At 60.0% G+C, this 14,214-nt stretch carries 12 protein-coding genes and 1 pseudogene; 9 read left to right on the forward strand and 4 right to left on the reverse strand.

The annotated features are described in order from the left end of the window. Positions 1 to 1,038, reverse strand: coding sequence for a glucokinase (glk, locus tag EO087_RS10740; protein ID WP_128898861.1), 1,038 nt, complete (start codon positions 1,036 to 1,038; stop codon positions 1 to 3). Between the two features lie 411 nt (positions 1,039 to 1,449). On the opposite strand from glk, the gene EO087_RS10745 reads away from it, so the two are divergent. The 4 genes from EO087_RS10745 to nagA all read left to right on the forward strand — a co-directional run bounded on the left by EO087_RS10745 (position 1,450) and on the right by nagA (position 6,246). Further along, entirely contained in the window at positions 1,450 to 2,736 is a 1,287-nt protein-coding gene (locus EO087_RS10745) for a sugar MFS transporter (RefSeq protein WP_128898862.1), read from the forward strand. A 101-nt stretch (positions 2,737 to 2,837) separates the two neighbouring features. Next, positions 2,838 to 3,866 (forward strand): LacI family DNA-binding transcriptional regulator, encoded by a 1,029-nt coding sequence (locus tag EO087_RS10750; protein WP_128898863.1) that lies wholly within the window; start codon positions 2,838 to 2,840, stop codon positions 3,864 to 3,866. Between the two features lie 185 nt (positions 3,867 to 4,051). After that, positions 4,052 to 5,086 carry an SIS domain-containing protein gene (locus EO087_RS10755; RefSeq protein WP_128898864.1) on the forward strand — a complete coding sequence of 345 codons (1,035 nt, stop codon included), beginning with the start codon at positions 4,052 to 4,054 and terminating at the stop codon, positions 5,084 to 5,086. Then, positions 5,086 to 6,246 (forward strand): N-acetylglucosamine-6-phosphate deacetylase, encoded by a 1,161-nt coding sequence (gene nagA / locus EO087_RS10760; RefSeq protein ID WP_128898865.1) that lies wholly within the window; start codon positions 5,086 to 5,088, stop codon positions 6,244 to 6,246. Before EO087_RS10755 ends, nagA begins: the two co-directional genes overlap by 1 nt. Positions 6,247 to 6,304: 58 nt before the next feature. On the opposite strand, the gene EO087_RS16260 is transcribed toward nagA, so the two are convergent. After that, a complete protein-coding gene (locus tag EO087_RS16260) occupies positions 6,305 to 6,460 on the reverse strand; it encodes an IS110 family transposase (RefSeq protein ID WP_164931821.1) in 156 nt (51 codons plus the stop codon). Positions 6,461 to 6,713: 253 nt separating this feature from the next. Here EO087_RS16260 and EO087_RS10765 point away from each other — a divergent pair, with 253 nt between their 5' ends. From EO087_RS10765 to thrC, 5 genes and pseudogenes are all read left to right on the forward strand, one after another. Further along, positions 6,714 to 8,102 (forward strand): neprosin family prolyl endopeptidase, encoded by a 1,389-nt coding sequence (locus tag EO087_RS10765; RefSeq protein WP_128898866.1) that lies wholly within the window; start codon positions 6,714 to 6,716, stop codon positions 8,100 to 8,102. Positions 8,103 to 8,305: 203 nt separating this feature from the next. Beyond that, on the forward strand, positions 8,306 to 10,333 hold the full coding sequence (locus EO087_RS10770) for a bifunctional 2',3'-cyclic-nucleotide 2'-phosphodiesterase/3'-nucleotidase (protein ID WP_128898867.1): 2,028 nt from the start codon (positions 8,306 to 8,308) through the stop codon (positions 10,331 to 10,333). A gap of 4 nt (positions 10,334 to 10,337) precedes the next feature. Then, positions 10,338 to 10,463: pseudogene (locus EO087_RS10775) on the forward strand (homoserine dehydrogenase); the annotation flags it as partial. Further along, a complete protein-coding gene (locus tag EO087_RS10780; protein WP_240669024.1) occupies positions 10,460 to 11,449 on the forward strand; it encodes a homoserine kinase in 990 nt (329 codons plus the stop codon). The pseudogene EO087_RS10775 and the gene EO087_RS10780, both read left to right, overlap by 4 nt. Then, positions 11,446 to 12,789, forward strand: a complete 1,344-nt coding sequence (gene thrC, locus EO087_RS10785) for a threonine synthase (protein WP_128898868.1) — start codon at positions 11,446 to 11,448, stop codon at positions 12,787 to 12,789. Before EO087_RS10780 ends, thrC begins: the two co-directional genes overlap by 4 nt. Positions 12,790 to 12,864: 75 nt before the next feature. Here thrC and EO087_RS10790 read toward each other — a convergent pair whose 3' ends face one another. Further along, positions 12,865 to 13,434 carry a hydrolase gene (locus EO087_RS10790; RefSeq protein ID WP_128898869.1) on the reverse strand — a complete coding sequence of 190 codons (570 nt, stop codon included), beginning with the start codon at positions 13,432 to 13,434 and terminating at the stop codon, positions 12,865 to 12,867. Positions 13,435 to 13,461: 27 nt separating this feature from the next. Then, complete coding sequence (locus EO087_RS10795) at positions 13,462 to 13,914, reverse strand: DUF4156 domain-containing protein (protein ID WP_240669025.1); 453 nt, start codon at positions 13,912 to 13,914, stop codon at positions 13,462 to 13,464. Positions 13,915 to 14,214: the final 300 nt, after the last annotated feature.

Raw genomic sequence — 14,214 nt, forward strand, 5'->3', positions numbered from 1 at the left:
TCACTCGTCACTCGTGTGGTGACCGTCCAAATACAGGCCAGCAGCCCCGATCACTCCGAGCTGGCCGTGCTCCATCAGTCGTACAGGTACTTGCTGCAGAAAAGGGCGCATCACGCCCTTGTTGAAAAAGCGCTCGGCGAAGGTGCTCGCCAACAACAGATCGCGGATCTGCGGCAGAATGCCACCGGCGAGAAAAACCCCGCCGCGTGCGCCGTAGAGCAGCACTAGATCACCGACAAAACTGCCGAGCAACCCGCAGAACACATGCAAGGCTTCCACGGCGGCGGCGTCGGAGCGTTCCAGTGCGCTGCATGTCACGTCAGCCGGTATCCGCAAGCCCGGTATCGCGCCGCGCAAGCTGCAGATGGCGTTGTAGAGATTGACCAGGCCCGGACCAGACAGCGCATGCTCGAAAGAGACATGCGCACGATCACGCGCCAGCCATCGCAGAATCTCGATTTCCAGCTCATTGCCGGGCGCGAGCGCGACCTGGCCCGCTTCGGTGGCCAGCACCGTCGCATGCGATTTGCCCGGCAAAAGAACCGCCGAGCCGAGGCCTGTACCCGGCCCCATCACCAACACCGGCCCTTCCACCTGCGATGCACTGGTTTCGATTACCGATATGGTGTCGGCCTGGGGCATGAATTGCGTGGCGTAGGCCACGGCTTCGAAATCGTTGATCACCGCCAGGCTGGCGATGCCGAGCGATTCGCGGATATTGCGGATTGATACCGGCCACGGCAGGTTGTCGTTGACGATGGCATCGCCCAGCACATAACCGGCACTGGCGACCGCGCAATGTTTCACCTGGATACCGGCGCTGAGCTGGGAAACGAAGTCCTTCAATACGGCGGTAAGGCTGGGCCATTCGGCGCAGGCGTAGCGGTGGTATTCGAGCACTGTGACCGGACGCTGGCCGTCGGGGCGGGAGCTAACCAAGCCGATGCGCGCATGGGTACCGCCAATGTCGGCGGCCAGAAAGGCCGGTTCCGGTGACGGCACCGTTTGCGCATTGCCACGTATGACAGCCTGAGCCACACCCCCTCCTTACTTTTTTTGTCGCGTTTCCCCTACGAAATTCAAAGCACCCTTCCCACGCATGGCTTTATTGGCGGAGTCTGGTCACGAATGACAACGCTGTCAACAGATCGTAAAAGTGACCGTCAACGCGTGCTCGCGGCGTTACGAGACGCAACCGCGAGACATTCGCATTAAATTATTTAAATAATTGAAAAAAATGAATTTTTCGTGATGGCGGATAGATCGAAAGACCTATCCGCACAGGTACTGCAACGCAGCACGCTTCATAGCAAGATGCCCTGATGCCACACGTTGTCGGCGACGCGCCTTCCCATCGATTGACAACGTTATGCCTTGGGGACAATAAAGGTCGACACGGTAGATGTCGCACGGCGGTCGTCGGCATCCGGTTTCTCACGGGGAGAGTTCATGTCGTCCACCACGTACACCTTCGACGCGCAGCGCACGTCGACACTGCTGCCGATGATGATCATCGGCGTGTTGTTTTTCATCATGGGATTTTTCACCTGGCTCAACGGACCGCTGATTTCGTTCGTCAAGGTGGCTTTTACGCTGGACGACATCAACGCTTTCCTGGTGCCGTTTGCGTTTTACCTCTCCTACTTCGTGCTCGCGCTACCGGCAGGCGCGGTGCTCAAGCGCACAGGCATGAAAAAAGGCATGGTACTGGGCCTTTTCATCATGGCGATCGGGGCAGCACTGTTCGGCGAGTTTGTGCGCATTCGCATTTACTACGGCGCCCTGACCGGCTTGTTCGTGATCGGCGCGGGATTATCTTTGTTGCAAACCGCCGCCAATCCGTACATCAGCATTCTTGGCCCGATCGACAGTGCCGCGCAGCGCATTGCGCTGATGGGGATTTGCAACAAGGTGGCCGGCGCACTCGCACCACTGGCATTCGGCGCCTTGGTGATGACAGGTATTGATGCGTTCCTGGACAGGATCACCGACATGGCTACCGGTCCGTCACGCGAGGCCATGCTCTCTGAATTCGCCGCGCGTGTTTTCTGGCCTTACATGGGCTTGGCTGGGTTGCTGGTGGTGCTAGCCGTCTGGATCCTTGTTTCCGCGCTGCCGGAGATCAAGCCTTCTGGCGCCAACAGCGAACGTTCGATCGGTCATGCCAAGGGCGGCATTTTCAGTTTTCCGCATTTGTGGCTGGGTGTGCTGTGCCTGTTTCTTTACGTGGGCGTGGAAGTGATGGCGGGCGATGCCATCAACACCTACGGCCAGGGTTTCGGTCTGCCGTTAGCGGTGACATCGCATTTCACCACTTACACCATGCTAGCCATGCTAACCGGCTACCTGCTGGGTTCAGTACTGATTCCACGCTTCATGTCGCAGCAGAGTTACCTGGCTGTTTCCGCCGTGTTAGGCGTGGTGTTCGCCATCGGCGCCTACGTGACGCATGGCTATGTCTCGGTCGGCTTCGTAGCTGCACTGGGCTTTGCCAACGCGATGATGTGGCCAGCCATTTTCCCGCTGGCGATCAAGGGCCTGGGCAGCCATACCGAACTGGGCTCGGCCGTGCTCATCATGGGCATCGTGGGTGGCGCGCTGCTGCCACAGGCCTTCGTGCATCTGAAGCAATACATCGACTTCCAGCTCGCGTTCCTGCTTGTCATCGTGCCGTGCTATCTCTACATCCTGTATTACGGCGTGCGTGGCCACCAAGTGGGTACTCATGCAGACTGAGGCAGCATGGATGTACGGCACCCTTGCGGTTATCACTCAATCCGTTGACTGGGCCCGTGGCTTCTCTAGGATGCCCACCCAACACTCGGGAGGATCCTTCGTTGCACAGCCCCACCATCAAGGATGTCGCCAAGCACGCGGGCGTGTCGCTGAAGACCGTTTCCCGCGTCATCAATCACGAGGCCGCGGTGCGTTCGGAAACCCGCGAAAAGGTAGCGCGGGCGATCGAGCAGCTCGGCTATCGCCCGGATCCGTCCGCTCGCAGCCTGCGCAGCAGTACGCACTCCTATGCGATTGGCCTGGTCTACGACAATCCGAACGCGCACTATGTGATCGACATGCAGAACGGCGTGCTGTCGGCGTGTCGGGAACGCGGCTTCGGCCTGCAGATCTATCCCTGCGATTCCACTGCGCCGGGACTGGCCGAAGAGCTGGTTTTGGTGGTGCGGCGTGCACGCCTGGCCGGCCTGATCCTGGCCCCGCCGATGTCGGAACAATCCGCCTTGCTGGCCACACTGAGGGAACACGATGTGGATTTCGTCCGCATTATCGCTGCACGCGAGGATCCCAAAGACGGCATGCCGTGCGTCTACGTGGACGACCACGACGCGGCCTACGCGATTACCGAGCATTTGATCCAGCTCGGTCACACACGCATTGGTTTTCTCTGGGGCGAGCCGCATCACCGCTCCAGTCCGGAACGCTACCAGGGCTATGCGGACGCCTTGAAGGATTACGGCATTGCCATCCATCGCAAGCTGATCCTGCCGGGACGCTACGCTTTCGACGATGGCTTTCGAGGCGCGCGCAAATTGCTGGCGCTGAAGGAACCGCCCACCGCGATTTTCGGCTGCAACGACGAGATTGCCGCGGGCGTATTGGCCGCCGCGCGCTCGGCCGGATTGGATGTGCCGTGGGATCTTTCCATCGCCGGTTTCGAGGACAGTCCGTTTTCCAAGCAGGCGTGGCCAGCACTCACCACCGCGCGGCAATCAACCAGCGAGATCGGCCGGCATGCGACCCTGCACCTGATCAGCAGCCTGCAAAACCAGCATGCGCAGCCTGCCAACGAAGGCTTTATGCCAGAACTGGTGGTGCGTGGTTCCACGGCACCGCCAAGGCAGACCTGAAGCACAGGAGTGAGCACAGCGGAGTGGGAGGCAAGAGACATCAAGCCATTCAGGCACCTTCTTTCCTCCTGCCATGTCTTTGCACCGTTTCAACCAGTCGCTGGTGACGCGGCGCACCGTTCAGTGCATCCAGGTATTGCCTTAACCTCTCACTCCTCTCCACTCCCCCTTCCTATCCAGCGCCCATGAAAGTTTCCTCCGACACCCTGATGTACAACGAGGCGCAGGAAAGCGCCGCCACCGTCGAACGACAGTTGGCGCAGAACGCCTCCTTGCTGCAAACGCTGGGCGAACACTTGCGTGCGCATCCGCCGCGCTTCATCGTCACTTGCGCACGCGGCAGCTCCGATCACGCGGCGGCTTATGCGAAATATGTATTCGAGACCCGACTGGGCCTGGTGACCGCTTCGGCATCGCCCTCGATTTCCTCGATCTACGATGCCCATCTCAAGCTTGACGACGCACTGTTCATCGCCATCTCGCAATCCGGCAAAAGCCCCGATCTACTGCGTAGTGCACAAGCTGCAAAAGAAGCCGGCGCCTATGTGGTCGCGATGGTCAACGTGGAAGATTCGCCGCTCGGCGGCCTGGCAGATACCGTCATTCCGCTACGTGCCGGCCCGGAGCAAAGCGTCGCCGCCACCAAGAGCTACCTCGCCACGCTGGCGGCCGTACTGCAACTGACTGCGCACTGGAGCGGAGACCAGCAACTTCATCACGCCATGGCGCGTTTGCCGAGCGACTTGCGCCGCGGCTGGGAAGGTAATTGGAGCGCGCTCGAAACGGGCCTGGTCGACGTCAACAATCTTTTTGTGGTCGGTCGCGGCTACGGCTTCGGCGCCGCACTGGAAGCCGCGCTGAAATTGAAAGAAACCTGTGGCTTGCATGCGGAAGCTTTCAGCGCGGCGGAAGTGAAACACGGCCCGATGGCGCTGATCGGCGCCGGCTTCCCAGTGCTGTTCCTTGCGCAGGACGATGGCACGCTGGAAAACACGCTTTCCGTCGCTGCCGAGTTCCGGGCGCGCGGAGCACGCGTATGGGTGGCCGCACCCGGTGCGGAAGACCCGGATGCCTTGCCGCTTCCCACCGGCATCGAACCCATCGTCACGCCACTGCTAGCGGTGCAGAGTTTCTATCGCGCCACCAGCACCCTTGCCCTAGCTCGTGGCTACGATCCGGATGTGCCGCCGCATCTGCGCAAGGTCACGGAAACCGTGTGATGACGGCCAACCCCCTGACCGCCCTCGTCAACGGCCGCGTACTCGGCGACCACGGCCCGCGTGAAGGATTTGCGGTGCTGGTGCGCGGTAAACGCATCGTCGCCATCGTCGCCGACAACGATCCGCGCCTTGCCGATGCGCAGCGGCATGATCTGCATGGCCATTTGCTGTTGCCCGGCTTTATCGATGTGCAGGTCAACGGCGGTGGCGGGCTGCTCTTCAACGATGCGCCGAACGTCGAAACGCTGCGCGGCATCGCCGCCGCGCACCGCAAGTTCGGCACTACCGGCATGCTGCCCACCCTGATTACCGACACCGCCGAAAAGATGCGCGAAGCGCTCGCTGTGGTGGACGATGCGATGGAACAGCGCGTACCTGGCGTACTGGGCATTCATGTGGAAGGCCCTTTTCTTGCCACCGCGCGTAAGGGCATTCATAACGCCGATCTGTTCCGGCATCCCAATGACAGCGACATCGAAGCACTCACGGCACCCCATCGTGGTGTCGTGATGCTGACGCTCGCTCCCGATCAGGTATCGCCGGTTACAATTACCCGCCTTAGTGAAGCCGGTGTCATCGTGGTGGCCGGCCACACCGCGGCCGATTACACCACCACGCGCACCGCGCTCGATGCCGGCATGTGCGGCTTTACGCATCTGTACAACGCGATGACACCGCTCAGCAGTCGCGATCCGGGTGTGGTCGGTGCGGCACTGGACGATCCACATAGCTGGTGCGGACTGATCGTCGACGGACATCACGTGCACCCGGTCACACTGCGCGTTGCCATCGCCGCCAAGGCGCATGGCAAGTGCGTACTGGTGACGGATGCCATGCCACCCGTGGGCAGTGACAAGTCGGACTACGTGCTCAACGACCAGACCATCGTCATGCGCGATGGCATTTGCCGAAGCGAAGCCGGCGTATTAGCCGGTTCCGGGCTAGATATGGCCACGGCGGTACGCAATGCGGTGCAAATGCTGGGATTGCCGCTAGCCGAAGCGTCGCGGATGGCGAGCAGTTATCCCGCCGCGTGGATTGGCCTGGAGCACACACATGGACGAATTGTGGCGGGTTATCAGGCGGATTTTGCGGTGATGGATGAGGCGTTGAAGGTGCGGGAAACCTGGGTGGCCGGTGTGGCTTACCCGGTAACTTAAGGCAGGTTGGGTTCCCCCGGACTTTAAGGCAACGTCACCATAGGCGTTCCTGCCAACGTCAGATGCGACAGGACAAGTCGTCGGTGGTTTCCAGACGCACACGCCGCATGATGGAATGCGCATCTTGCAGGGACAAGCCTCGCAGGTAGGCATTCCCGCGCCGGCTCATCTTTCCTAAGCACACGCGTCCACCGGTGCTGTGTTGTTCCGACATGTGATGACGTGTTTCCGAAAAACCGGGACGTAGTCGGCTTACAAGTCGCCACCGCAATCTTCACGGCGCCTTACACACACAGCGCTACAGTCTTGCCGTTTCGCTGATCCTGCTCGCGCGAAGCCCGTAGGGGGAATACGGAAACGCTCGCATCCAACAGCCGCTTTCCATTGTCGCTAGCGCAACGTTATCGCTTCCTGATTGAAGCATTCGGGGGCTGTACTTCGATCACGTCCACTATGGAGGGCTCATCATGAAACGCACCTATCGTCACTCGTCTCGCGTCAGAGCGACACGCCTGTCGTTCGTACTCGCCGCCTTGTGCACGGCATTGCTCGGCGGTTCGAGCTTTGCCGCACAAACCAGCCAGCCGTCATTCGTTCCGTTCCAGCAATTCTTGAACAGCGTCAAGACCGCCAACGCCGCCACGTTCGTGGCGCAGAAGTCTAGCGCAGTAAAAGATTCTGCCTCGTTCGATGAAATGCAGCAGTACGTGCTCAATTTGTATAAAGACGCACACGTTTCGCAAAGTTTCCTGCTAGGAAACGATCACTTCGATTGCATCCCGATGCAAGAGCAACCAAGCGTACGCAAGCTGGGGATAGCGCATATCGCCACACCACCACCTGCTTCCGTATCATTACCGCAAGCATTTTCCAGCGGTAGCGCGCACAACCAGGCGATACCGATCACCTCGCAATTAGCAGAGAACGATCAGGTCGATGCGCTGGGTCATTCACGCACCTGCGCAGCAGGCACCATTCCGATGCGGCGTATTACGTTGGAAGAACTGTCGCGCTTCCCGAATCTGAAAACCTACTTCCAGAAAACACCGGACGGCGTGGAACATTTGCCCAGCAACAAGATCATTCCGCCGCAGGTGTACACGCACAAATACTCCTACACCTATCAATACGTCACCAACATCGGCCAGACCGACACCATCAATCTGTGGTCGCCCTATGTAAACACCGGTGCGAACCAGATCTTCTCGCTGGCGCAGTCGTGGACAGTCGGCACCACCGGCACGACGCAGACTGCGGAGGTGGGATGGCAGAACTATCCCGGTCTTTACGGTGATGAGCGCTCCCGTCTTTTCATCTACTGGACCGCTGATGGCTATCAGAACACTGGTTGCTACAACTTGAGTTGCTCAGCCTTCGTGCAGACCAACGGCAATTGGTACTTCGGCGGCCCGTTCACCAACTACAGCACCGTTGGCGGCGCCCAGTATGAATTCCTAGCACAGTATTACTTATATGCCGGTAATTGGTGGCTGGGGCTGGGTACGCCCGGCAATGTCACGTGGGTGGGGTATTACCCGGCATCGCTGTATGGAAGCGGACCGATGGCCACGTCCGCGCAGTTGATCGAGTTCGGCAGCGAATCGGTGGGATTGACCTCATGGCCAGGGGAAGGCGATGGCAATTTCGCGAGTTCCGGTTGGACTTACGCAGGTTATCAGCGCGAATTGTGGTACTGGGCGCCTGGTGGTGCGGCGTACTGGGTCTCGCTGAGCGTCGGCCAACCTTCGCCTAGCTGCTACACCATCGCTGGACCGTATTGGGGCGGCTACACCCCGCCATCCAATTATTGGGGCTATTACTTCTATTTCGGCGGCCCCGGCGGCACGAGTTGCTGATGCCATCGGAAGGGAGCCAGCTACCCGGCTCCCTTCCACACCAACGTACGTGCGGTTCCGCATACGGCGATTCCTGTCGAACAAAATGTCCTCTTCGGAGGCTATCCAGGAAATGGATCCGGTCCAAAGAGAATTTGGTCAGGAGTGCATTATCACTTCTATCTGCTAGGTTCATGGGCGGTAAGCCTTCACCCGGAACCCTCATGACCCTACGCTCTAGCCACCTCACTGCTATCGTCACTGCTGTTTTGCTGGCCGGCTGCGCCAGCCAGCCCCATCCGGCCGCACAGGCTCAGAAACTCCCGGAGGGCCTACGCGCCGATGTCGCGGTGCTTGAAACCACCGACCTGCATTCGAACATCCTCAGCTACGACTACTACAAGCAGAAAGCCGACCCCACGCTCGGCTTCGAACGCACGGTGACTTTGATACGCAAGGCACGGGGCCAATTCACCAACAGCTTGCTGTTCGATGCCGGCGACACTATCCAGGGCAGCGTGCTGGCCGACTACCAGGCGCAGGCGCAGAAGATCGACTGCAGACAGGAGTTGGCCATCTACAAATCGATGGATGCCATCGGCTACGACGGCGGGACCATCGGCAACCATGAATTCAACTACGGCTTGCCCTTCCTCTCACAGGTCACCGGTACACCGATGAATGTGGATGGCGCGGGCCAGCAGGCTTGCGCCGGCCCACACTATCCGCTGGTGCTGGCGAACGTGAACAGTACGCGCGACGGCAAGCCCATCTTCAAGCCCTGGACGATGATTGAACGCAAGGTGGCCGCCTTTACCCCTGATGGCAGCCAGCTCAGCGTGCCGTTGAAGATCGCTATCATCGGCTTCACGCCACCGCCGATCATGCAGTGGGACAAACAGAATCTTGAGGGCAAGATCACCGTGACTGGCGTGGTGGAAGCCGCGCAAAAATATATGCCGCAAATCCAAGCGCAGCATCCGGACTTGGTGATTGCGATCCTGCACGGCGGCATGAACAACTCGCCCTATACGCCAGACATGGAGAACGGCGGCTGGTATCTGGCGGGCGTGCCTGGCATCGATGTGTTGCTGATGGGCCACGAACACACTGACTTTCCCGGCCCGCGTTTTGCCCATCTGCAGGATGTGGATGATCAGCACGGCTTCGTGCGCGGCGTACCTGCTGTCATGGGAGGATTCTTCGGTAAGGATCTGGGTGTGATCCGGCTTGCGCTGGTGCGCCAGCAGGGTCACTGGGTGATCGACAAGGGCAAGACCTTCAGCCAGGTGTGGCCGATCTGCCCACCAGTGATGGTGGGCGGCAAACCATCCATTTCCCCATCGAACTGTGTGCCTGCCGATCCGCAGATTCCGCTGGTGGTGGGCAAGGTGCAGCAAGCGGCCATCGACTACGTCAACACGCCAATCGGCCAAAGCCGCGTGCGCATGAGCAGCTATTTCGCCGATGAAGGCGATATGAGCGCATTGGCGCCAGTGAATGCGGCGCAGATCGACTATGTGCAGCAAGAACTGCCCTCCACACACCCTGAGCTAGCCCATGTGCCGGTGCTGGGCTCGGCGGCAGCGTTCCGCACGGGCTTCGTCGGGCCTGACGACTACACCGACGTGATGCCTGGCCCGCTCACCTTGCGCAATGCCGCGGATCTGTACTTCTATCCGAACACGCTTACCGCCGTGAAAATCGATGGTCATGGATTGAAGGCGTGGCTGGAGCAATCGGCGCGACGCTTCAACCGCATCGACCCGAATGCGACCGGCGAACAGCAGCTCATCAACGAAAAGTACGTCGGCTACAACTTCGACCAGATCCAGGGTGGCATCGCCTACGTCATCGATGTATCGAAGCCTGCTGGCGAGCGCATTGTGAAGCTGACTTACCACGGGAAGCCGATCACGCCCTCGCAGACCTTTGTGGTGGCCACCAACAATTATCGCGCCAGTGGCGGCGGCCATTTTCCGGGACTGGATGGCAGCAACGTCGTGCTGGCAGCACCCGATGGCACGCGGGAAATCCTGGCGCGCTGGCTACAGCAGCATCCTTCGCTTGGCGACAAGGATTTGCCGCGTGCTTCATGGCACTTCGCCCGTCTGAAAACGCGCGGTCCGGTGGTGTTTACTTCAGCCAGCGACAAGCAGGCCGTGGCAGAGGCCGATGGGCTGCATAACATCAGGCAGGAGCGTGACCATGGGGATGGCACAGCGGTTTATACGGTTGATCTGTCGCACTAAGGTGACAACCCCGCGTTACCGCGATAATCCGCTACTGGTGCAAGGCCCTGGCGCCGGTCCAGAAGTGACGGCAGCCGGGATATTTGCCGATCTGCTGCGCATCGCCGAATCGCTGGAGGCGCGCGCATGAATACACCCTTTGCCGTGAAGTCGCCCATGTCCCCACCACGCCTGCAATCTGCCTCCGCCGCCGCCTATGCCAGTGTGGGCAATGTCGGGGTGGGCTTCGACATTCTCGGGCATTGCATAGCCGGCGCCTGCGATCGGGTTGAAGTGCATCGCATCGATACACCTACCGTGCGCATCGTCGGCATACACGGCTGCGTAGAAGTACTGCCCACCGATGCCGCGCAGAACACGGCGGGAGTCGCCCTTATGGCCTTGCGCAAGGCGCTTGGCTTGCAGCATGGTTTCGAGCTTTCCCTGCACAAAGGCATTGCGCTGGGCTCGGGGATGGGCGGTTCGGCGGCCTCTTGTGTAGCGACGCTGGTCGCGGCCAATGCTTTGCTGGAACGTCCGCTGTCGCGCGAATCGCTGTATAGGTTCGCGATGGAAGGCGAGGCCGTCGCCAGTGGCGGGCGTCATGGCGACAACGTCGGCCCCATGCTGATGGGTGGCCTGGTGCTTGCCTCACGTGATCGTCTGGTGCGCATCCCCGTACCGCCGACCTGGCATTGCGCACTGGTGCATCCGCATGTCGTGCTGGAAACGCGAAAAGCGCGTGCGGCGCTTGCCGGTGACTACGCTCTGGACGAATTCGTGGCGCAATCGACCAATCTTGCCTTGGTGCTGGCCGGCTGCTGGCGTGGCGAAGCCGAACTGGTGCGCGAAGGTTTGAAGGATGTGCTGATCGAACCGCGCCGTGCGCCACTGGTGCCGAACTTTGCACGGGTGAAACAGGCCGCGCTGGATCATCGCGCCTTGGGCGCCAGCATTTCCGGCGCGGGCCCCAGTGTATTTGGCTGGTATGAACATCGCGCCGAAGCGGAGGCCGGCGCACAAGCCATGCGTGACGCCTTCGCCGAAACGGGCCTGGAAAGTGACACCTTTGTTGCTCCTGTGGATGGCCCTGCCGCCTCACTACTCCCCGTTGTCGACACAGGTGAACGCATATGACCGTGGCTTTGCGGTATCACAGCACGCGCGGCAGCAGCCCGGTAGCCACACTCAGTGAAGCGATGGCCGCAGGACTCGCACCCGATGGCGGCCTGTATGTACCGGAACATTTGCCACGACTGCGGGTCGCCGATTTCCGGCAAGGCGAAACACTGGCAGAAACGGCAACCACACTGCTCGCCCCTTTTTTTGCTGGCGACAAGCTGGCGAATGAGCTGCCCGCGATCTGTGCCGAAGCGCTGACTTTCCCCACGCCATTACACGCGCTGCCACAGCACCCCAACACATCCGTGCTGGAGTTGTTCCATGGACCGACTGCCGCTTTCAAGGATGTCGGCGCACGTTTTCTCGCCGCGTGCCTGCGCAGACTACGTGGGGACGACGCACGGCGCCTGACGATCCTGGTCGCCACATCCGGCGACACGGGGGCTGCGGTGGGTGCAGCTTTTCATCGGCAGCCTGGCATTAACGTGGTGATCTTATATCCCGATAGCCGCGTGTCGCCGCGACAGGCCCATCAGCTTGGCTGTTTTGGCGGCAACGTGCAGGCACTGCGCGTGCAGGGCCGGTTTGATGATTGCCAGCGCATGGTGAAAGCCGCTCTGAACGATACGGCACTGCAAACCCAATCACCGCTCTCATCCGCCAACAGCATCAGCCTGGGGCGACTATTGCCGCAAATGAGCTATTACGCGCATGCAGCGCTGGCATGGTGGCATCAATATGGGGAAGCGCTGAACCTAATCGTCCCTACCGGAAATCTTGGCAACGCGCTGGCCGCCGTGTGGGTGCGCCAGATGGAACTGCCGATCGGACTGATCCACCTTGCCTGCAACGCCAACACGACACTGCCTGACTTCTTCAACGGCAACGACTACACACCACGACAAGCCGTAGCCACGCTTGCCAATGCGATGGATGTCGGCGCACCCAGCAATTTCGAACGCCTGCGCTGGACCTTTCCAGACCCCGACGATCTGCGCGCGCAACTACACGTCGAGAGCGTGGACGATCGCACCATACGCGAGGTCATCGCCAGGCATGCCGGCGAACACGGTGAAGTGTTCTGTCCGCATACCGCCACGGCCGTGCATGTGCTGGACAAACTGCGCGCCACAGGCGATGACTTGCCGTGGGCTATTGTCGCGACCGCTCATCCGGCGAAATTCGAGAGTGTGGTGGAGCCGCTGATCGGGCGCGCGGTCGATGTTCCTACGTCGCTGGCTGCGATGCTGCAACGCCCTGCTGAAGCCGAAGCGCTGGATGCAGAAGATGACGCATTGCGCGAATGGTTATTGCCGCGTGCAGATGAAGGCAGCGCTTTATTACCTACGGTTTAGCCCCGTTTTCGTAACACTTGATGCTTGCCTCACCGTCATTCCGACGAAGGCCGGAATGACGGTGAGGCAACTCAATCAGCCCAACATCTCCAACACCTGCTTCGTCGAACGCACCCGTCCCAACCGCGGAAAAATATGCTCCACCGCAAATGCATGCTGCTCACCACCAGTAGCGCTCATCGCATCCTCGGCAAAGACCAGGCCAAAGCCGAGTTCCCACGCATTACGCGCGGTGGATTCCACACCGATATGGGTGGAGATGCCACCCAGCACGATGTGTTCCATACCGCGACGACGTAGCTGCAGTTCCAGCTCGGTACCGTAGAACGCACCCCATTGGCGCTTGATGATGCGGATATCGCTATCGATCACACCAAGTTCATCAGGGAATTCCCACCAATCCGCCGAGAAACCTTTGGTCGGCGGCGCACGATCCACGATCTGCCGCGGCGCATCGCTGCCGTCGGGCGACCAGCCCACGCGCACCAATATCACTGGGGCACCCAGCGCATGGAACCGCTTGATCAGCGAAGCGGCCTTGCTCAATACGTCATTGGCACTATGAGGGCCGCCAGCAAACGGTAGGATACCTTTCTGCAGGTCGATAAGAACCAGCGCCGTACGACGCGGATCGAGTGTTTCCATGAAATTCTCCGGCTTAGATAAGTGGAGTCAACCGCCCTTGGCGGGATAGGTCTGGAAACCGCCGCCCTGCTGCGGCGGTACTTGTGGCAATGGTGATGGTTGCGAGGAAGGTTGCTGCGGCGAGTTGCCCTGGATCGGCGGCGGCGCATACGGTTGGGGCGTGCGATTGGCGCAGTAATAGGCTTCCCACGGTTGCGAACCATCCACCGGATCGGCCAGCGGCTTGATGGTGTCCGCATGCATGCTGATGGCACTGTTGCGTGCCTGCACCTGCAGTTCGTCGCGCACCTTGATGTCATTGCGATTGAAGGGGCCGACACGATCCTGCACGCTGACCGTGATCTTGCCGATATCGCGACAGCCGGAAACATCGCCTGTCCATACAGTACGTACACTGTTCGATCCCGGATCCGGATTGATGCCCCAGGAACAACCGCCAAGCAGCGCGACGGGTGCGAGCAACAGCAGGGTCTTGCGCATGAGTAACTCCATGAAGAATGCTCTGATCAATTCTGTGGGGAATGCGAAGCGTAATCGCTTTGGCATGGCATGCCTAACGCGTCGCCACCGTCTGTCGCCAAACGCCGGCTTAGCGTGTCTGCGCTCACGCCTGTCCAGACACTGTCCGGGGCGAGGTGTCCGATGTCCGCGGACAACTTCGCACTTATCGAGACGCTCAAATTAATCTATTAATTTCAAAGTCTTGAAGTATTTTCCAAGGCTGGCACAGGGATTGCTGAGTATTCATGCGACAGCCTTACTGATCCTTTCCTGAGGAAC

Origin of the sequence: Dyella sp. M7H15-1, assembly GCF_004114615.1 — a bacterium.
Classification (GTDB): Bacteria; Pseudomonadota; Gammaproteobacteria; order Xanthomonadales; family Rhodanobacteraceae; genus Dyella_B.